The sequence below is a fragment of the Micromonospora sp. WMMD1155 genome (assembly GCF_029581275.1).
In the GTDB taxonomy this organism is placed as follows: Bacteria; Actinomycetota; Actinomycetes; order Mycobacteriales; family Micromonosporaceae; genus Micromonospora.
Window position 1 is genome coordinate 12,098 of record NZ_CP120742.1, and the last position, 22,031, is coordinate 34,128.

The window sequence follows — 22,031 nt, forward strand, 5'->3', positions numbered from 1 at the left end:
TCCCCTCGACTCATCACGCTCGGCACGACGTACACGGGCCCGGTGGCGTTCAGCCGGTCGGGCAGAAACTAGAAGAGGTCGCGGCCCACCGTCAGGAGCTTGCCGAAGACGCCGAAGACGCCCATCGCCAGCGGGGTCAACGCCATCGTCGCGGTCGCGCCGAGAACGTCCGCGATGGAGCGTTTACGGGGCCCGAAGCGGCCCGGCCCACGGGGCGGAATGGTGTCCGGTTGCGGGGTCAGGACGCACAGACCCACCCCGGCCACCACCACCGCCGATCCGACCAGGACCAGCATCACCGACGCCGTGCCAGGACCCGCGCTGATTACGCGGACCAGACCGAGCACCAGAGCGAAACCGCCGATCGTGAGGGCCAGGCCGAGCGCGACCACCTCGCTGGTGAAGGCGCAGTGCCGGGCCCGGACCAGCAACGCCAGGCAGACCGCGGCCAGCAGTCCGAGCGCGAAGGGATTCGGTCCGATTCCCAGGATCGGCAGGGCCACCGCGAGCGCCAATACCGGACCGGCCAGCACCGCCGCCAGCACCTGACGGGACTCCCCCACCAGTTCGACGGTCGCGTCGGTGAGGCCGGTCCTGATGGCCTGGCGACGCCCACCCCAGGCGGCCACGAACGCCGCCAGTCGGCGGGCCAACGCCAGCACGGCCATCGCCACCACCGCAGTCACCGCTGCCGCGCCGAGGCGGTCGGCGGCCAGGCCACGGATCAGGACGGCGGTCGCCAGGGCCAGGGCCAGTTCGATCTCCACGATGAGCAACGCCCCCTCGGCCAGGGTGGCGAAGGCGAGCAGGCCGGCCAGATTGGCCGCGACCAGTCCGCTCTCCCACGGGTAGCCGTCGGTGGTCAGGATGCGGCCGGCCAGCACACCCCCGGCCGCCATCACCGGAATCGCTGTCGCCGCGACCGTCAGGCGCAGCCCGTACGGGACCAGGCCCTTCTGCTGGGTCAGGCCCCACGAGCCACCGATCAGCAGGAGACCGACCACGATCAGGGCTATCGCACCGGCCGCGCCGCCGTCCGTGTGCCACGCGACCAGGGCCGCCGTGCCGACCAACCAGAGCAGACCCGCGGCGATCGCGGCCGGCCCGGCGTGCAGCTTGGTCGCGCGCTGGCGGTGGGTCTCCTCCGCCACCACCTCGTCGACCTCGACCACCACCGGGGAGTCGGCCGGCTCCCCGGCGGCGTCCCTCAGGTAGAGCACCTGACCGTCCACCACGCCCGCGTCGGCCAGTGAGGTGTCCAGCGGCAGCGCCGCCGCGCCGGCCGGGGCGAGCGACCACACCGGTGGCATCACGTCGTTCGGGTCCTGGCCGCACAGGGTGGCCAGGCGCCCGGCGTACTCGCCGACAGGGGTCCACGAGGGCACGGCGACGTCGACCCGACGGCGGGTCCCGACCACGGTGATCCGGCTCTGCTCGCTCATTCGTCCCTCTTTTGTTCGCCTTCGGTGGGCTCGTCGGGTACCGCGACCTGGATCAACCGGTGCGGCTTACCCCGGTTGACCAGCACACCTCGGCCCGGTGGGCGCGACGCCGCGCGCAGGTCGCCCAGGATCACGCCCTCACGCGGGTCGCCCGAGAGGACCAAACCGTTACCGCCCATGTCCCTGATGCGGTTGGACACCGGGTCGGTGACCGAGCGGGAACTTCCTGCTACCCGGCGGGCCAACAGCATGTGCAGGCCGATCTCGCGGGCCTGCGGGACGAAGGCCGCGAACGGGCTCATCAACCCGGTGGAGCCACCCGAGACCAGGTCGTAGTCGTCCACCACGACGTAGAACCGGGGTCCCTCCCACCAGGACTGCTCCTTGAGTTGCTGGGGCGTGACACCGGGTGGGGGCAGTCGCTCCCGGAGCTTGTCGGCGACCTGACCGACGTACGCCTGGGCGGTGGCCGGATCACCCGCGTACGCGCCGAGGTGCTCCTTGGGCACGGCGTCCAGCAGGGAGTGCCGGAAGTCGAACAGCACCACCCGGGCATCCCAGGCCGACTGGCGGCTGGTCAGACCGCTGAGATACGTACGCAGGAACGTCGACTTGCCGGAGCCGGCGTCGCCGTAGACCAGGAAGTGCGGGTCCTCGCCGGAGAGGTCGAGATGCACCGGCTTGAGGTCGTGCTCGGCGACCCCGATCGGCACGGCGGTCGGCGGCTGCTTGCGGTCGACGGCGAGCTGCCGCGTCCGCACCAGGGCCGGCAGTCGGCGCACCTTGGGCGCCGGTCGACCGGACCAGCCCGCGATGATCTTGCCGAGCACGTCCTCCTGCGCCTCGCGCAGCCCTTCGGCGGTGTCCCGCCCGTCCAGGCGGGGCAACACGAACTGGCAGTAGACGCCGGGCGACATCAGACCGCGACCGGGAACGTCGCCGGGCAGACGGCCCGCCGCCCGGCGCGCCACCTCGGACTCGCTCGGGTCGTTGAGCCGCAGTTCCAGCCGGGTCCCGATGCTGTCGCGCAGGGCCGGACGGATCTCGTTCCACCGGCCCGAGGTGAGCACCAGGTGTACTCCGGCGCCGAGGCCACGCGAGGCGATCTCGGTCAGCGCCGCGTCGGCCCACTCGTGTTCGGCGCGCATCGCGCCCCAGTTGTCGACGAGCAGGAAGACGTCGGCGGCCCGGAGCCCGTCGGGCAGTTCACCGGCGCGGCGCTTGGCGCGGAAGTCCTGGATGGACTCGACGCCCAGTCCCTGGAACAAACGTTCGCGCTCGACCACCAGGCCACGGATCTCGGCCACCACCCGGCTGACCAGCTCCGGATCGTTGCGGCCGGCCACCGCCCCGACGTGCGGGGCGCTCGCGTACGGCGTCAGCGTGCCGCCGCCGAAGTCGATGCAGTAGAACTGCATCTCCTCGGGGGTGTGGGTGAGCATCGCGGCGAGCATGAGGGTGCGCAGCAACGTGCTGCGGCCGGTCCGCGGCGCCCCGACCACGGCGAGGTGGCCGTGCGCCCCGCCGAAGTCCATCATCAGCGTCTCCTGGTCCTGCCGAATGGGCAGGTCGACCAGGCCGATCGGAACGCTCAGAGAGCCGGACAGCGGCCAGTGCTTGGCGCTGTAGCCACGCTCCGGCTGAGCGGACAAGGTGCCGATGAGGTGGTCGAGCGCCAGTGCCTTGGGCAGCGGCGGCAGCCACACCTGGTGCACCTGCTCCATCGCCTTCATCCGGTCGACCACGACGGCGAGTTCGGTCGGACCGTCGCCGTCGGGTGTCGGTGGTTCCTCGGGTTCGGTCTCGGCCGGGGCCCCGAGCGTCCGGATGTCGAACGGCACCACAGTGTCGTCGACCTTGCCGGCCGCCGCCCAGCGTTCCTGGGCCGAGACGTACGTGGAGGAGACGTGGGCGACCCGCAGCCGCACGTAGATGGACTCGTCCACCTTGAGGTAGGCCGAGCCGGGCACCGGCGGCAGCTTGTACGCGTCCGGGGTGCCGATCACGCTGCGGCTCTCGGCGGCGCTGAAGGTGCGCAGGCAGATCCGGTACGACAGGTGTGAGTCCAGCCCGCGCAGCCGGCCCTCCTCGAGTCGTTGAGTGGCCAGCAGCAGGTGCATGCCGAGCGACCGGCCGACCCGGCCGATCTGCACGAACAACTCGGTGAAGTCCGGCCGCCCGGACAGCAGCTCACCGAACTCGTCCACCACGATCAGCAGGTACGGCAGCGGTTCGAGCGGGCTGCCGTCGGGCTTGGTGCCGCCTCTGGCCCGGCGGATCTGGTACTCCCGGACGCTGTCGATGTTGCCGGCGTCGCGCAGCATCTGTTGGCGGCGCTGCTGCTCGCCCATGAGCGCGGCGAGCACCCGATCGATCATCGCGACGTCGTCGGCCAGGTTGGTGATCAGGCCACCCACGTGCGGCAACCCGGCCAGCGGGGCGAACGCGGCGCCGCCCTTGAAGTCGATCAGCACGAAGCTGAGCAGCTCCGGCGAGTGGGTCAGGGCCAGACCGGTGGCCAGCGTCCGCAACAGTTCGCTCTTGCCCGAGCCCGTCGCTCCCACGATCAACCCGTGTGGTCCGGAGCCACCCTGCGCCGACTCCTTCAGGTCCAGCACCACGGTCTGGCCGTCGCCGTCGGTGCCGATCGGCGAGCGCAGCATCCGCGGGTCGCCCGCCGGAACCCAGTGTCGGACGATGTCGGCGGTCAGCACGTCGCCGCCGACGACCATCTCGGTGAGCGACGTGGTGCGGGTAAGCACCTGCTCGCGTTCGTCGGAGAGCCGCAGCGGGGCCAGTTGCCGCGCGATCAGCTCGGCCAGGCCGGGCGTGACGGTGTCCGGCAGGCATCGCTCCGCCGGGACGACCACGAGGTCCTTGCGGCCCTCCGGCGTCAGCCGGCCGTCGTCGCCGATCCGGATGCGCAGGTCGACGCGGCTCGGCTCGTCGGCCTCCCGCTCGACCAGGAAGACCAGTGTGATGCCGCTCTGCGGGCCGGCCGCGGCGACCAGGGCGGCCAGGATGTCGGAGCGGCCCCATTCGGAGACCGGCGCGAACCCGGTCAACACCACCACCAGCCGGGGCAGGTCGGCCGGGGCCTGACGGTCGCCGAGCGTCCGACGGTTGCCGGCCAGCTCGACGCGGCGGCGCAGTGTCTCGTTCAGGAAGGCCGCCAGCCCGGCCGGGTCGGCGGCGACCAGCGACACCACTCCGGCCGTGCCCCGAGCCCTGGGCTCGATCGTGTGGGGTAGCCACTTGGCCCACTGCCAGCGGTCGTTGTTCTCCTCGACCGGTCGCTCGCCGCTGGTCTCCACAGCGATCAGCACGTCGTCCGGAGCGTGCAGAGTGGCGACCTGGCAGAGCAGGACGCGCGCCAGGTTCTCGGTGTCGAGGGACGGGCCGAGCAGGCTGACCACACCCGCGTTGCCGAGGTCGACCACCATCGGCTGGCCCTCGACCCGGCCCAGGCTCTCGACCAGGCGGCGCGCCGAGCGCAGCGACTCCCAGTCGTAGTCGGCGATCGGGTCCATCTTCGGGTCCATCACCATCGGCGACGCCAGCCGCACGAGGCCACGCCCCAGGCGTACGCGCAGGAAGTCCTCGTCGCTGCGGCGCCGCTCCCACACCCGGTGCCGGTTTGCGCTGATCGAGAACAACCGGGACGGCTCCGGGTTGGCGACGGCGGCCACCTGCCGCTGCGCGACGGACACCTCGCGGGCCTGGTCGCGCGCCAGGCTCAGGTGTGCCCGGTAGCGGAGGCGCTGTTTGCGGGTGGCTTTGCCGGTGGCGCGGCGCTGGCGCATCCGCAGGGCGATCACGGCCCCGGTCGAGGTGAGGAAGAACAGGACGCCGATGATGATCAGCGCCGGACGGCCGAACGTCACCATGTACGCGGCCATGCCCACGCTGGACAGCAGCGGCAGCACCAGATTCCAGGCGCCGCCGTCCGGGCCCTCCTCCGGCACCTCGGGCGGGACCGGCACTGTGTACTGCTCGGTCGGCAGCTGCGGCAGCAGCATCCGGGCCGGCCGGTGGAACGCGAGCCGGGTCACCGCAGGTCCCCCTCGGGCAGGTCGTCGGCGAGCAGCGTGCTCAGGTCGTCGTCGGCGGACTCCAGCACCTCGCTGATCCGACTGGCGTGCCGCTCGGTCATCAGTTGGAACACCTTGCGGGCGAAGCGGCCGTTGCCGAAGCCCTCGCTGCGGGGCTGGCTGTCGAAGAAGCTCATCAGCGCGGCGCGTGCCTCGGCGTCCAGCTCGTACTGGAACTGGCGGGCCTGACTCTCGACGATCTCCACCAGTTCCTCGGACGAGTAGTCGTCGAAAGTCAGCGTGCGGGAGAAGCGCGACGACAGGCCGGGGTTGGCCGCGATAAACGTCGTCATCTGGTCCGGATAGCCGGCCACGATCACCACCGCCTCGTCGCGGTGGTCCTCCATGAGCTTAACCAGCGTGGCGATGGCCTCCTGGCCGAAGTCGGTGCCGATGCCCGGCGGGACGAGCGAATACGCCTCGTCGATGAACAGCACCCCGCCCAGCGCCCGGCGGAACGCGGCAGTCGTCTTCGGGGCGGTGTGGCCGACGTACTCGCCGACCAGCGTGCCGCGGTCGACCTCGACCAGGTGACCCTTGCTGAGCATGCCCAGCGAGGCAAGGAGCTGGCCGTAGAGGCGGGCCACTGTGGTCTTTCCGGTGCCCGGGTTGCCGGCGAAGACCAGATGCCGCGACAACGGCGGCGGGGCCAGGCCGGCCTCGCGTCGGCGCTTCACGATCTGCACCAGGTTGACCATCGTGTTGACGTCCTTCTTGACCCGCTGCAACCCGACCAGGTCATTGAGCTGGGCCATCAGCGACCCCAGGTCGGCCTCGGCCACCGTCGCCTCGGTGCCCGACGCGCGCCCGGCAGCCGGGGCGCCGAGCACCGCGGGGACCGGCGCCGACCGGACCGACGGGTCGGACTGCGGGATGCTGACCTGCCCGACCGTCGTGCTCCAGCAACCGGAGAACGTCGCCCTGGCGCCGTCGGCCAGGTTCAGGTCCTCGTCGACGTCATGCACGTGCAGCCGGTGCATCACCGGGTCCGCGCCGGCTCCGACGAACACGGCCGGGTAGCGGGTCTTGGCGATGTCACAGTCGATCAGGCGGCCGTGGGCGCCCTCGGCGGCGTACACACCGTTCTTGGCGCAACCGGTGATGGTCAGCCCGCGGATCTCCGGAGCGGCGCCCTCCCAGATCGCCACGCCGGTGCCCTCGATGCCGGTGAGGGTGCAGTCCTGCAACATCGGGGTGGCGCCCGAGTCGACGAGCACCCCGGTTCCGCCGACCGCGTCGACTGTGCACCCGCGGGCGATCATCGAGGCGCCCGGGGCGATCTCCAGCCCGCTGCGCCGGACGTCGCGGATCGTGCAGTCGGCCAGCAGCGGACGGTGCGGGGTGTCGACCCGAACGCCGACCTCGGAGCCGGTGACAGTGACCGCCCGCACGACCGCGTCGGCGTTGCCGTCGACCTGCACACCGCCGTACCCGGCGCCGGAGATCTCGCCGCCGGACATGCGCAACAGCGCCCGGTCGGACGCCCGGACGCCGAACTCGGGTGTCTCGGCCACCGCGCAGTCGAGCAGCGCGGCCACCGCCGCACCGGTCAGGTGCACGGAGCTGTACGCCGAGCGACTCACCGCGACCCCGTCCATCAGCACCCGCGTCTCGTCCGCGGCGAACAGCCCGTTGCCCGCCGAGTCGGCCAGCTCCCCGCCGCTGACACGTACCTCGGCCCGACCGCGCAACGCCAGCGCGGTCTGCCGGCCGGCGCGCAGCCCGGTGTCGGACAGGGCCACCCGGGCGTCCTCCAGAGCCAGCACACCGGCCGCGCCGCTGTGCTCGATCGCGGTTCCGATCAGCGCGACCTGACCGTCGCCGCTGACCGCGACGCCGGTGCCGCCGGACCGGGTGACAGTGCACCGTTCGGCCCGGACACCACCGACCGCGCCCTCCTCGCCGGTCCGGGCCTCGCCGCCGTGCTCCGGCCGCAGCGGGACCCACCAGGCCGACCCGAACGGGGCGCTGCCGGTCACCCGCAACCCGTCGGCCACCGCGTCGTGCAGCGTGGCAGCGACCAGGCGGGCCTGCCCGGACCCGGTCACCTCCACCGCCGGGCCTCCGGTGTAGCCGATGTCCGCGTCGGTCAGGACGACCGCGCCAGACGCGGTGGCCAGGACTCCCCGGCCGGAAACCTTCTGCACCCGGAGCCGGTCGAGGACGACTCGCGCCGTGTCCTGGACGACCACCGCGTCGCCTCGGATCTCCTCCAGCACCAGCCCGGTCGCCTGCACCTCGGCACCACCTGCGGCCCGGACAGCGGCGCCCACCGCGCGGGAGACCCGGCAGTCGAGGAGGCGGGCCGCGGCCCCGCCCCGGACGTCGACGGAGCCGTCGACGATCTCAACGGACTGCATCGTGAGGCGGCCGCCGTGCACGGCCACCGTCACCCCGTCGGGGCCCGCTCCGCGCAGGGTCAGCCCGTGTACGGCGGCGTCACCGGCGCGTACGGCCACCGCCGGGCCGGTGCCGGCGACCACCTCCACGGTGCCCTCGTCGCCGTCGGCCAGCAGGGTCAACGATTTGTCGATCACGATGTGCTCGTGGTAGATGCCGGCCGCGATGGCGATCACGGTGCCGTCCTGGGCCGCCCGTACCGCCGAGCCGATCGTGCGGTGGCGGCTCCACACCCGGTTGGAGACGCGTTCCATCCGGGCACCCGCGGGCACTGCGGCACGCCGGGATCCGGTGTCGCTCACTCCGCGCCCACCCCGTTCTGCACGACCAGCTTCCCCTCCGTCGAGGTCCCCGTATCGGGGTGCCCATCTGCACGACGGGGACGCCGTCCATCGCGTTCAGCCCAATTCGCCGGAACCGTCGGTCGCGATCGGCGTCGTCGGCCTTTGAACGGCGGTCAGGATGCCCGCAGGCGGTCCAGCACGGAGGAGATCGCACCGGTGCGCTGCGCGGCGTGGTCCTTCAGCTGGGCGGTCGCGTCCCGCAGGGCGGCCAGGATGAGGGCTTCGACCTCGTCGGCCGGGTTGTCCTCGAGCACGTTCGGGTCGAGGTGGACGGAGAGGAACTCGCCGGCCGCGGTCATGGTCACGGTCACCTGACCGTCGGCCGCGACGCCGGTCACCTCGGTCGCGTTCATCGCCTCCTGCACGTTGGCCACCTCGGCCTGCAGCGCCAGTGCCTGCTGCCGGAGATGGTTGAGCTGCTCCTGGTTGATCGACACGACAACTCCTGTCCGTGGGTACCGGCCGCCACCGTGCCACCACCGTGCGGGACATCGGATAGTCCCGGATTCGGGGATGGCGGTAGGTCAGCAGGTCACCAGCGCGACGCCGATGACGCTCAGGGCCACCCGATCCTCGTCCGAACCGGCGACCCGGGCGACCAGCGCCTCCCGGACGACCTGTCGCGGCGGATACGAGAGACGCCAGTGCCTGTGGATGAGCCCGGTTCCCGCCTCCGCCCTGCCGGTCAGCGCCAGGTGGACGGCGCGGGCGGCGTACGCGACAGGCATGTCCCACTCCGGGTGGGCGGACACCCCGCGCAAGAGCCCGCTCATCGCGCCCAGAGCCCCGGCCGGCGCCGTGCGGATCGCGTCGACCAGGATCTGCGCGCGAACCTCGGGCGACCCTTCGTCGAGGAAGCGGAAGCCCTGGTCGAGCCAGTCGGTCCCGTACGCGGCCAGGGTGTTGAGCGACCACTCCAGCTCGGCCCGCTCGCCCGCGAGATCCGACCCGAACGGATTGCCCGGCTCAGCCGGCGGTGTGGACCCGACCCGCTCGTAGAAGCCGTCCCGGTACTGCTGTCGCGCGTCGGGGCGGGGCTCCGGCTGCACCGTCGCGGGCTGCTCGGCCGGGCGCGGCGGTGTCATCGGGGTGACCTCGACCGGCGGCAGGGTGCTCGGCACCAGACCCATCCCGTCGGTGCCGGCGGTGGTGCTCGGGGCGCCCGTCGTCCCGGACGTGGTCGCCGCGGCCGAACGGATCGCCACGCCCACCGCGGCCTTCTGCGCGGTGCTGGTCAGGTACGCGATGCCCGTCGCGATCTTCCCGGCCGCCTCGCTCAGGAACCGGACGCGCAGCGGGGCGTCGACGGTGAGCCGCTCGGCTCCGGGTAGCTCGTCGAACCGGCGGGCGGCCTCGGTGAGCGCGTCGGCCAGGCGCCGCTCGTCGGCCAGGCGCTGCGGGAGACGGCGCATGATCTCCTCGACGCGCGCCGTGGTCCGGTCGGCCGCGCGCCCACCCAGCGCCGGTTCGATCACGGCGGCCTCGTTGTCGCGCAGCCCGGCGGCGATGAGCGCCTCGATCTCGGCCTCGACCCGGCGCAGCGCCGCCGCCTCCGCCGGATCCGCCCGGCGCTCCGCGTCGAGTTGTCGCCGGACCTGCCGGCCCAGCGCGTCGAGCGGAGTGCTGCCGGCGCGCCGCGGAGTGGCGAGACGTTCCGTCGCGTCCCGACCTCGCCTGATCACCTGCGCGATGATCTCCGGCTGCTCCCTGCCCGCGGCGAACTCGGCCTGCGCCAGCCTCTGGTCCGCGTCGGCCCAACGGAACTGCCGGTACACCCGGTCGAACACCTCCAGCGCGGCCATCTCCGCCTCGGCTGCCAGCCGGTCGTCGACGCCGGCCGTCTCCCGGTACGCCGTGGCCGCCCGCTCCGCCACCTGCGCTCGGGCCCGCGCGACCGACACATAGCTCGGCACGGCCGTGAGCAGGTCGGATTCGAGCTCGGCCCAGCGTCCGAGTCGGGCCGGGTCGAAGGGCCCCGAGTGCAGCAGCCGCTCGATCGCGGCGCTGGCGTCGGCAGTGAGGTCGGCGACCGCCGTGTCGATGCCGTCCGCCGGTAGGCCCGCCCGCGTCCCCTCGGCCCGCAGCCGCTCGACCGCCGCGCGCACCCACCCGGCCTGGCGCTGTCGCATCACCTGGGTCCGCAGACCGGTCCAGTACTGCCCGGCCAGCTCGTCCCAGCGCCGCGACGCGGCCTGCCAGTGCTCCGAGTCGACGGCGGCGCCGACGGACACGGCGTAGTTCCACACCCGGTGATACAGATCGGTCAGGTCGGCGACCACCCGGTCCCGCCAGATGGTCAGCTCGTTGCGGGGCAGCCCGTCGAGCGTCCGGAAGCGGTCGAGGTCCTGCTCGTCGACCCGGTCACGGACCTGGTCGGTCCGCGCGGCCGACGCGGTCACCTCGGCGGCGAACCGTTCGGCGAAGTCCGGCATCCGCTGTGCCACCTCGCCCGCGGTGGCGACCCGGTTCCGGTATTCGGTGAGCAAGCCGACGGTGACCCGCTCGGCCTTCTCGCCGAACGCCACCGGGTGCTGCTCGCGGACCGTGGACAGGCGGGCCAGTGCGACGCCGAACACGTCGGTGTCGGTCTTCTCCCCGGCCAACCAGTCCTCGTAGGTGTCCGGGTCCACACCCCGGACGGCGAGGTGGTCGCGCAGTCGGTCGGCCCGGAACAGGTCGGCGACGGCGGCGGTGTGCGCCAGGTCCGCCCCGGTGTCCAGCGCGATCCGGTGAAAGTCCTGGGCCGCCCCGGCCAAAACCTGGCCCATCCGGTACGCGGAGTCCAACTCGACGCGGATCCAGTGCAGGGCCGCGGTGAGGGCCTCCGGCCAGCCGTCCGGCCCCTCGTCGGCGACCATCGTCGACACCACGCTCAATGCGCCCAGGTAGGCCACACCGGAGGCGGACCGCCCGGGCCGCTGGTCCCGGATCACCGTCGTCCAGTCGCCGAGCAGCCGCTGCTGGAAGCGGTCGCGATACCACTGCTGGTGCGGCAGGCGAGGGTTGTCGCGCTCGTTCTCGCCGTGGTCGTAGACGACCGCCTCGACGACCCGATCGAACCAGCGGTTGGCGCTCGACACCACGCTCAGATCCTCGATCAGCCGGGCCGAGGCGGTGTCCAGGGTGGCGGCCCAGTCGGAGGTGGGCACCCACTCGGCCTCGCTCCCCGCCGTGCCCGCGGCGGCGCGCGCGAAGTCGAGGTACGACGCACGCAGCCGTGCCTGGTCCGCCTCGCTCAGGTAGCGACCCCCGAACAGGTCGGCCCGACGGAAGTCGGCGACCGTCCGCGTGAACCTCTCCCCGGCGAGCTCGTCGACCCGCGACGTCTCCGTCACCTCCGCGGCGACCGGGGCCGGCGCGATCGGTTCCACGACCGTCACCCGCGCGGCGATGAACGCGGCGACCATGGTCAACTGGTCGTCCCGGCTGGCCAGCGACTCGCGTACCGCCAGGAAGTGTTTCGCGGCCTCGTCGGCGATGTCGGTCTTCAGCCGCGCGATCGTCGCCTCGTCGAGACCCGCGGCCAGCTCAGGCCTCACGGTCAGGTGGGCCGCGAAGCGCGCGTCCAGGTCCTCGTTCCGGGCCCGCAGGTCCCGTTCCAGCTCCAGATAGGAGACGTACGCCGCCTCGGTGCGCGCGTAGATCTCATCCAGCTCCGCAAGCTGCTCCCGAAGGGCGGCAGTGGCGGTGACCGCCGGGGGCGCGGCGCTGACCGTGCGACGGACCACCGTGCCGTCGGACTGGATGACCTCGACCTCGGCGATGCCCTCCTTGGGCTTCGTCGTCGGCACGGGACCGGTGACCTGATCGGCGGGCGTCGGGTGCTGCTCGGGCGTCGGCTGCTCGGCGGGCGCGGCAGGTTCCCGGAGGCGTTCGAGGCGGCCCAGGAGTTCGGCGTCCACGTCGATGCCGCCGCGCACCGCCCCGGTGCGACCCTCGGCCTCCGCCATCCGGCGGACCTCCTCGTCGAACTGGCTCTCGTCGCGGGACGGGCCGGGCCGCAGGTGACCACCCACGCTCGGGGCAGGCTCGGGAACGCTCGGCATCCGCTGGACCAGGTCCTCGACCGACCGCGGCTGCAGCGTCAGCGGGTCGTGGGCCGGGACGGTCAGGCTGTCGCCGTCGAGGAGGACGACGAACTCGTCGGCCTCGAGGTCCTCCGGCCCGGTCTCGTCGAGGCGGCTGTCCTCCGCCGGCGTGAGGTCCTCGGCCGGCCGCACCGGACCAGCCTGCTTCAGCTCCGCCACCCGGGCATTCATCGTCGCCACCGACAGGCCGGAGAGCGCGCCCTGCAGGGCGGTGCCGTCCCGCGTGTCCAGCGCCCCGATCATGGCTTCGGCCGCCCTGGTGACCTCGTCCGGGCGCACCCCCGTCCCGTCGGTCACCGCCCGAACCCACGCCCACACCATGTCGGACAGGTCGCTGTCCTGCATCGGCACGGTCGGCCACGTGTCGACGGGCATGCCGTCCTCGGCCACCCTGCGGTATCCGGCCGCGGCGACCCGCTCGGTCCACGCGATCTCCTGCTCCGGTGTGCGCACCTCGGCCAGCTCGTCGTCGAAGGCTTGGGCCTGCTCCAACCGGATGGCCGGCACGTCGTCCCGCAGGATCCGGTAGCCATGGCTGGGCACGTACCTCTTGAGATCGGTCAGCCGCTCGTTCACCGCGGCGAGGAGCTTCCGGTCCCGTTCCTGCTCGGTCAACCTGGCCTCGGCCGCGTCGGCGTCGGCCTTCGCCCGCGCCGCCTCCACCTCGGCGGCCAGCTCGTCGCGGCGGGCGTCCAGTTCCGCGTACACCCGGTCCAGCTTCTCCACCGTGCCCGCCCGCGCTATCGCCTCACGGAAGCGGTCCCGTTCGGCGCGCGGCACGATCGCGTACGCCTCCGCGAACGCGTCAGGTTTCTCGTCGACGCCGGGCTCACGCGGATTCGGCAGCGGCTCCCCCGCCGCCCTCAGCTCGGTCGCGACCGCGGCGCGCATCCTCTCGCGCACCTCCGCCCGCTTCTCGTCGTCGTCCCGCGCGGTCAGCCACTCCGCCCAGAACCTCTCCCGGAGGTCGTGGGGCAGCGTCCTGGCGTCGTCCCGGAACCACTCCTCCGCCTTCCGCCGCCACCGTGCCTCGATGTCCGAGTGATCCTCGGCGGGTTGTCCGGCGAGCCGGGCCAGACGCCGCCGCAGAGCGGCCTCGGTCAGCTCGGCCGGCCCGGGGACCGGCTCGGCCAGATGGGTGACGGACGGCAGGTCCGGCGCGACCAGGGCACCGGAGCCCCGGTGGTAGAAGCGGTGGACCAGGTCCCCGAACGCGCTCGGCGACACGCGGGACCCGGCCGCCCCGGCCTCGTTCCACAGCCGTCGAGCGCCGGACACCAGCCGGGTCAGCGCCGCGTCGTTGGCCCACCGGGTGGTGACCACCTCCACCGCGCGCGCCGCCAGCTCGGCATCGGCGGTGCGCCCGTCGGCGAGCCGTGCCCGCCAGTGCGCGCGCTCCTCCTCCGGCAGCATGGCGATCTGCGACTCGCGACGCTCCACCGACGTGCCCCGCTCACCGGGAAGTGCCAACGCGTCCACGATGGCCTCGACCTCGACCGGGTCCGCATCGGGCGCGGTGAGCAGACGGTTCTGCAGGTGGCTGTCCGGCAGCGCGCGCCGCGGTGACCCGTCGGGCCGCGTGCGGGACAGCCAGGCGGCCACGTCGACGGTGGCGCCGTCGCCGAACGCGTCGTGGAACCGGCGCACGTACCGGTGCTCGAAGTCGCCGTAGATCCGCTCCTGCACCGGCCGGCCGAACCGGGACCCGATCTGGCTCGCGTACTGGTTGAGGGTGGCCACCGCCTCCGCGTCACCGGCGCGCAGCAGCGCGTCCCGGACGGTCTCGGCATGGACCCGCCCGACCGCCCGTCCGAGCTGGGCTTCCAGCACGGCCAGCACACCCGTCAGCGCGCTCTGGGCGTACTGCCGACCGGCGAAGCGCTCGCGGGCGTCCCGGGCCAGGTCGCGGATCTCCCGGCGGACGTCGCCCGACACCCGGGACAGCGCCTCCGTCGGATCCAGCCCGTGCCGGACCGCCTCCGCGGCGCCCTTCGCGGCCTCCGCGTCGACAGCCGTCAGCGCCTCCTCGGTCAGCAGGGCCGCGCGGGCGGCGAATGCGGCCCGCGCCGGCAGCTGATCACGCAACTCCATGACCGCTCGGCTGACCGCGCGGAACCGTGAGGGGTCCACCCTGGGCACGTTGGCCACGAACGGCGTGGCCCGGCTGTCCACCAGGGACTCGGCCTCGCGCTGGACGATCCGGACCGCGTTGCCCATCTGGTCCGGGCTCAGGCCGTCAGTCAGCGGTGAGCGGGGCAACGCGTCCGGCTCGGTCAACCGGTACATCGCATCCAGGACGAGCTGCGTCTCGTCGAGGTAGTCGAGCCGCGCGTCGATGGCGTCGTCGAGCACCCGGAAACTGCTCAGCGCCGTGGTCGTGGTGCCTTCGAGATCTCCCACGGCCGCGTCCATCCGCTTCGTCCACCAACGGACGTACCGGTCGTGACCGGCGGCTACCGCCTCGGCCCGGGACCGGGCCACCCGGTCCGGGTCGGCCTGTATCCGGGGACGCTCGGCCACCATCTCGTCGAAGCGAGCGGCGACCTGGGCCGCGGCGATCGGCGCGGTGCGGTGGATGGCGCGGTAGACGTCGAGCCGGGCGATCTGGCTGCCCAGCGCGGCCGGCGCGTAGTCCCACGTGCGGGTGTTGCGGAACGAGGCCAGCCGGGTCTCGGCGTCCCGGGTCCAGTGCCGCAACGCCTCGTTGTGGTACGCGATCGCCTCGGGGTCCTCCGCCTGCCAGCGCTCGAACGCGGCGCTCGCGACCGCCTCGATCTCGTTGCGGCCGACCTGCTGCCGCAGGTCGTCGGCGAGGTCACGCAGCAGGTCGTCGTACCGCTCCTGCCACCGCTGACGGTCGGCACCGGTGGGGATGCGGACGTCGGTGAACGCGTCCGCGAACGTCTCGTTCAGCGCACGGGCCGCGGCTGTGCCGAACCTCTCGAACTGCTCGACCAGCTGGCGCTCGGTGATCCGACTGCCCGCGGGCAGGTCGTGCCACACCCGCACGAAAGAGGACTCCAGATTGGGCAGCGTCCGATCGACCACCGAGGCGTGCGCGAGCCTGTTGAACAGCCTCCGGATCAACTGGTCACGGACGCTCAGCCAGGATTCCACACGCTCCGGGTCGCTGAAGCGCATGATGTCCGGCGGTACGGTCTCGCTGGCCGGGTGGATCACCGGCGGCTCGTCCTCGACGGTCGGTCGCGGCGGGCGTGGCACGGTCTCGTCCGGGGTGTCCGCCGGCGTCAGCGGCTTGTTCCGCAGCGCCTCCCACCGCGCCTCCAACGCCCGCACCGCCACCGGATCGACAGGCCCGACCGGCGTACTCCCCGAAATCGGCGGCTCCGACTCGGCCGGCTTGGCCCGCAGCGCCTCCCACCGCGCCTCCAACGCCCGCACCGCCACCGGATCGACAGGCCCGACCGGCGTACTCCCCGACGTCGCCGGCTCCGACTGGGCCGGCTTGGCCCGTAGCGCCTCCCACCGCGCCTCCAACGCCCGCGCCGCCGCCGCATCGACGGGCCCGGTGCCAGCCGGAGGGGGCGGACGCTCTGGCGGCGAAGGAGATTCCGGCGGTGTGCTCGGTCGGCGAATCGAGGGCTTCGGGGCCGGCGTGACCAGCGGGCCCTCACCCTTCTCGGCCACCTCAGCGCGGGCGGCCTGCTCCCGGGCCACCTCAGGCCGGGCCACCTCAGGCCGGGCCACCTCAGGCCGGGCCACCTCGGGCCGGGGCCGCGGGCGGTGGTTCGCGGTGGCCTCGACGGAACTGGCCGTCCCGCTGGCGGGCCCGACGGCGGCGGCCTGCTGCTCCGCGCGGATCGCCTCGTTCAGGCCGTTCCTCGCGTCCCGGGCAGCGGCCGACGCGCGCGCCTGCGCGCCTCGCACCGCCGGTTCGCTCGCGTCGAGCAGCGCCTGCTCGTGTTGCAGGATCGCGGTGCGCTCGAATTGCGCGAGGGCGCGGTCCCGAACCTCCAATCCCTGCTGCTGCCAGGCCGAAAGGCTCTTCCACCGCTCGTGCAGGGCGTCGTACGCGCCCAGCCACTCGCGCAGCGTCTCGCCGCCGCGCGCTGGTTGCGGCGTCGGCAGCGCGTCCAGGCGTCGGGCCGCCTCCCGCAGCTCCCTCATCAGCGCCAACGTCTGGTCGCCGATGTGCTCCGGGTCGATCGTGCTCGGCGGCGGCGCGCTCGCCGGCGCCTCGTCCCGGTGCGCGCGAACCAGATCCCGGTGGGTCGGGTTCTCCCTCGGGCGAAGCGAGGCGAGCCCCTCCTCGCGGTACGTCTGCAGATCGAGCGCGTCCCGCACCGCACGGTCGTAGTTCTCGATGTCGTGCGCGCCGGCCCCTTGGGCGAAACGCTTGGCGGCCAGCACCTGGGCCTGCTTCTGGGCGGTGTCGATCGCCTGGTCCAGCGGTCGCCGCAGGGAGTCGATGGTGGACCGCTCCGCGGTGATGTCGCGGAGGTTGCCGGCGGCCTTGGCCACCCGCGTGTCGGCGGCAAGCCCTTCGGGGGTCACCTCGACGCCGAGGCGTTGTAGCTGCGCCGCCCGTTCGGGGATGCTGGGGAAGCTCGGCATCGGCTCGCCCGGGTCGACCTTCACGCCCACGTACTGCCGGTGAATGCCGGCGCGTACGGCCTGCTGCTGCTCGTTGATCTGGTCGAGCACCCCGTTCAGCCGCTGAGCGGAGGCGTCCCTGGCGTCGACGTCGGCCCGCATCCGCGTCAGGTCCTCCGACCGGACCGCGCCGGCCGGGTCCGGGGTACGCGCCTCCGGGCGGGGCGCGTCCGGTCCGAAGCGCGCCGCGTGTTCCTTCTGGATCGCCGCCCGGGCAGGCGACTCGGGGTTTCGGGTCACCCACTCGTTGGCCCGGGCCAACTCGCCGTCGGAGAGCTTCCCGACGTGCTGGTCGACCGTCTCGGCGCCCGGCCGCGGATCGTTGCGTGCGAGGCGGGCCACGTCCTCGGCCACGTCCCGGCCGGTCCGCGCCGGCTCCACCGGCCGTCGGGCGGGCGCGAAGGAGTCGCCACCGGGAGGCAGCCTCTCCCCGAGCGTGGCGTCCAGGTCGGCTTCCTGCTTGGCCATCGCGTTCCACGCCCGGTCGCGCAGGCTTCCGTACGGGTTCTTCGCGGGCAGCGGGTCGGTCCCGGCCCCGTCCGGACCCTTGACCTCGGGCCGCCCGACCCGCTCCAGGCTCTCGACCTCCGCCGCGACACCGTCGCGCCGTTCCTGCCGGATGGCAGCCATCTCCCTACCGACGCCGTCCATCGGGGTGTCCAGCGACGTGGGTGTGACCAGATCGCGGGCTGGGGTGGTCTCGGTGAAGTGGGCCGTGTACGCGGGCGGCCGGCCCTGTGCGTCGTACACCGGCAGGTCGAGGATGCCGTCGGTCTCGTCGTAGGCGGGCGGCCGGTGGATCGGATCGGGTTCGGCCCCACGGCCGGTGGCTCCGGCCACGTCCAGGCGGTAATTCGAGCTCTCGCCGATCGGCAGGTGGTGGGCCTCGGAACCCTTGACCACGAACTGCTCCGGACGCAGCACGGTGCCGAGCAGGTCGTCGAGCTTGCGCGAACCGCTCAGCGCGGCCCCCGGGTCGAGCGACGGCGTCTCCAGCTCGACGCGGTACACCTGCAGGGGCCGTTCCAGGTCGGTCAGGCGTGCGCCGATGAAGGCCTCGTGATCCCGCAGCCAGCCGGCCGCGTGGCGGTCGAGGGACTCCAGGTTCGGCATGGCGCGCCGGTCCACCGGGTCCGCGCCCCACCGCGCCAGGTAGGCGTTGCGGGCATCCCCCATGAACTCGGCCCGGGCCGCGTCGATCCGGTCGATGTCCGCGTGGATTCCGGTTCGCTGCTCGACCATCGCGTCGAACCGCCTACCGGCCGCGTCGGCGGCACGATCGGCGCCCGCGTGCGCCGTGACGTAACCGTGGAAACTGTCCTCCAACGTCCTGAGCTCGTCGCCCAACCGCCGGAAGTCACCGGTCCGGGCGGCCTGCTGGACCAACCCTTTCGCGTCAGCGGTCCACGACCGCAGCGCGTCGCCCTGCACGTCCAACCGCCCGGAAGGCGCACCGGCGGGAGCGTCGCCGAACCTGCCGGCCAACCGGCGCACCGCCGCGTCCACGTCGGCGATGGCACCCTGCACCCGGGCGTCCGTACGCGGGTCGTCGAACGCTCGCAGTTCCCCGGCACGGGCGTCGTCGACGCCGGCGCGCTGGCCGCCCACGTCGCGCACCGTAGCGGCGGCGTCCAGGTCCAGGTGCGATGAGAGCCGCTGGCGCGTCTGGGGGCGCGACCCTTCGCTCGCTCCGTGCTCCTGCCGGAACCGATGCACCACGCCCTCGGTGAATTCACCGGTGATCCGGTCCAACGTCCCCTGGCCGAGGTGGACGCCCCGGCCGCCGACCTCCGCGTCGATCAGCTTCCGGGCGCTACTGACGGCGGTCTGCATGGCCGCCTCGTCGATCGTGTCCCGGCGCACCTCGTCGCTGATGAGGTCGGCGCGATGACGCAGCGCCTCCAGCGCCTCGTCCACCGCGGATGGTTTGTACCCGGCCTTTCCCACCCGCGTGATCTGCGCATCGAGAGCGTCGGCCAGCTTGCCCTCGGCCGCGGCGACGCCCCGGTCGCCCGCGCCGAAGGAGGTGAGGCCGCGTTCGACAGCCGTGAGCTCGCCCTGACGGGCCGAGAAGCGGAACGAGGCGCGGGCGTCGTCCAGGAGTGAGCGCGCCGCATTGCTGAACTCGATCCGGGCCGGGGCCTGCTCGACGAACGTCCGGATGCTGCGGACGGCGACGCTGTACTGCGGGCGGACGTTCTGGGCGAAGCTGCCGGCGCTGGCGTCGGCGATCTTCTCCGCCTGGACCAGCATCGGATGCTTGCCGACGCCGTCCGGGTGCAGGCCGAATCTCTCCGCGGCCCAGTCCAACCGCCCGACGCCGATGTCGCGGCGCAGCGACGTCATCAGGTCCTGCATCGGGCCGCGCTTGCTGCCCTGGATTCGCTCCAGGTAGGTCAGGCGCGCGTCGATGGTGCCCTCCCGCTCCCGCAGCCAGCTGGCCGCGTGGCGGTCAAGGGATTCCAGGTTCGGCATGGCACGGTGGTCCATCGACTTCGCGCCCCACCGTGCCAGGTAGGCGTTGCGGGCATCCCCCACCAACTCGGCCCGGGCCGCGTCGATCCGGTCGATGTCCGCGTGGATCCCGTTGCGCTGGTGGAGCATCGCGTCGAACCGCTTGCCGGCCGCCTCGGCGGCCCGGTCGGCGGCCGCATAGGCCTTCACGTAGCCGTCGAAATTGCCCTCCAGCGCCCTGAGGTCGTCGTCCAACCGCCGGAAGTCACCGGTCCGGGCGGCCTGCCGGACCAACCCGTTCGCGTCGGCGGTCCACGACCGCAGCGCGTCCCCCGGCACGTCCAACCGGCCGGGAGAGGGCGGGCCCACGGGATCGTCACCGACCCTGCCGACCAACCGGGTCACCGCCGCGTCCACGTCGGTGATCGCACCCTGCACCCGGATGTCCGTCCGCAGGTCGTCGAGCGCCTTCCCGTACGCGTCGGTCCACGACGCCCTCTCGGCGGCGGTCGGCGGCCGACCCTCGTGGAACGCGCGGTCCATGACCTCGCCGAACCGGGCGGAGACGCGTTCGGCGAAGCTGCTCTTCAGCGCGGCGGCTCTGGCGTCGTCGAGGCCGGTGCGTTGGCCACCGACGTCGCGCATCGCCGCGGCGAAGTCACGGTCCAGGTCGGGGAAGGCACGGTCGATGCCACGTGCCGTGTTGATCCGCTCACGCAGACCCGCCTGAAGGTTGGACGAGACATCATCGGGGCGTACGGGTACGGCGACCGGCGGCACCTCCGCGTGCGCCGCCGACCCCAGGCCCGGATGGCCGGTCGAGCCGCCCTCGGTGTGCCCGGACCGTGGCGACGACACCGACGTCTCCGGTGCGGCGCCAGGTGGGGGTGCGTGGTGGTTGAGGGCCCCGGCGTCTCCGTCGGGCACGTGCGGCACCTGGGTCCTGGGCACGGTCGTCGCGGTGTTGACGGGCGGGTTGCTGCCCGAATCGGGGGTGTGCCTACCCGTCTCTTGTCCGACGCGTGGCTCGGACTCGATCCCCCGGGGCGCGCTGGGCGTCGGCGACTCGGTGCTGCCCGAGCGAGCGCCGTGCGGCTCGTTGACCCGTGGCTGCTCGACGGCGTCCCTGGAACCATTGGGGATGGTCATGGGCGGTTGTCCGGGGTTGGGATCGGCCGTCAGGTTGTCCGGCACGCGCGGGGGCTCGGAGCGGACGCTGGTGATCGGGCGGGCATCGTCCTCGTTCCCCGGCCTCCTCGGGGTGTTCGTGGGTGTGACGTCGCCGTCGTTGCTGGTCCGCGGCGCGGAGTTCGCGGGCGGGGTCGGCGCCTGCGACGGATCGCGGTTGGGGGCTGGCTGGATCGGCGCGTCGCGGGGCTCCGGCGGGGCCGCCGGCTTCGTCGACCCGGCTGGCGGCCGACCGCTCTCGCCGACGACGCCGGGTGGCACGTTCTTCGGTGGTCCCTGCCCGTCCGGGGTCGTCCTGGCCAGGGGTAGCGGCGCGCCGTTGTCCGGCAGGGCAGTCCCTTCCGGGGTGGAGCGCAGATTTCGGGTACCGGGTGAGCCGGCGACCGGGTCGCCCTTGACGGACGAGCTCTCACTCACCTTCACGCCGGCGCCCGGCCTGGGTACGGCGTCCAGGTTGAGTGGGATGTTGCGCAGATCGGCGGCGTTCACCGAGATCGTCTTGGGGCCGATCGAGCCGGGCCGGACCGGACCGTTCCCACCGATCATCCGGGTGGCGGCGGCACCGAACTCGTCGGTGCCGCCGAAGGTGCCGTTGTACGAATCGATCTGCCCCGGCGTGACGACCCCGTCGTTGAGGTTCACCTCGGCCGGTTTGACCTGCCCCGGGTTGATCGCGCCGTCGCCCTTGACCGGAATGTTCTTGAGGCCGACGGCGGCCGGGCTCAGCGAGAACAGCCCACCGGTCAGCGCCGCGACCACGATGTTCACCCACTCGTGCTGCGACAGGGTGAACGGCGTGTTGGTGGCCGCTGAGGCGATCACCTCGACCAGCACATCCACGTTCCACTGCAGGTACGCGAAGGCCAGGGCGCCGATGGTGAACTCGAAGGTGATGGTGAGCAGGGTGGCCGCGACAGTCGAGGCGATCTCCAGGGCCGCCATGATCGAGGCGACGATGGCCTCGGCCATCGCCGCGATCACGGGCGCCAGGACGAAGCCGAGGATCATTCCGGCGATGAAGCCGAGAACAGTGGACAGGAGGAGGACGAGGAAGCTCTTGGCCTCCTCGGCGAGCCTCTCGCGGATCTCCTCGGCCATCCTCCGGAGCCGGCGGGCCCACCGCCGGGCCAACTCAGCAGTGTTGGCGACCTGCCTGGAGACCTGCTGAAGCATCCGTCCGGCGGCGCTCTGGGCCGCGCCACTCCACTCGAGGTGTTCGGTGGCGGGCGTACCCACGACACCGGGGAGGGACGTGAGCGGGTCCTCGCTGAGGCTGCCCAACGCGAGCACGTCGGCCGAGTCCTGGCCCGGTGCGAACGTGGCCCGAAGGGTCTCGAGTTCGGCGGCCTTCTTGTCCCAGACGTCCGCCAACTGGTCGAGGAGATCCGGATCCGGGTGATGCAGGCTCAC

General features: G+C 72.9%; 5 protein-coding genes. All 5 read right to left on the reverse strand.

Annotated features, from left to right (window positions below):
• Positions 1-68: 68 nt before the first annotated feature.
• The 5 genes from O7617_RS00070 to O7617_RS00090 all read right to left on the reverse strand — a co-directional run bounded on the left by O7617_RS00070 (position 69) and on the right by O7617_RS00090 (position 22,031).
• Positions 69-1,442 (reverse strand): EsaB/YukD family protein, encoded by a 1,374-nt coding sequence (locus O7617_RS00070; protein WP_282260651.1) that lies wholly within the window; start codon positions 1,440-1,442, stop codon positions 69-71.
• Complete coding sequence (gene eccCa / locus O7617_RS00075) at positions 1,439-5,494, reverse strand: type VII secretion protein EccCa (protein ID WP_282260652.1); 4,056 nt, start codon at positions 5,492-5,494, stop codon at positions 1,439-1,441. The genes O7617_RS00070 and eccCa overlap by 4 nt, the downstream gene beginning before the upstream one ends.
• Entirely contained in the window at positions 5,491-8,235 is a 2,745-nt protein-coding gene (locus O7617_RS00080; protein ID WP_282260653.1) for a right-handed parallel beta-helix repeat-containing protein, read from the reverse strand. The genes eccCa and O7617_RS00080 overlap by 4 nt, the downstream gene beginning before the upstream one ends.
• A 155-nt stretch (positions 8,236-8,390) precedes the next feature.
• On the reverse strand, positions 8,391-8,714 hold the full coding sequence (locus O7617_RS00085) for a YbaB/EbfC family nucleoid-associated protein (RefSeq protein ID WP_282260654.1): 324 nt from the start codon (positions 8,712-8,714) through the stop codon (positions 8,391-8,393).
• An 87-nt stretch (positions 8,715-8,801) separates the two neighbouring features.
• Positions 8,802-22,031, reverse strand: coding sequence for a hypothetical protein (locus O7617_RS00090; protein WP_282260655.1), 13,230 nt, complete (start codon positions 22,029-22,031; stop codon positions 8,802-8,804).

Bases quoted from the DNA above. Each gene is read 5' to 3' on its own strand.
- O7617_RS00070 (WP_282260651.1), bottom strand. From the start codon at position 1,442: ATGAGCGAGCAGAGCCGGATCACCGTGGTCGGGACCCGCCGTCGGGTC.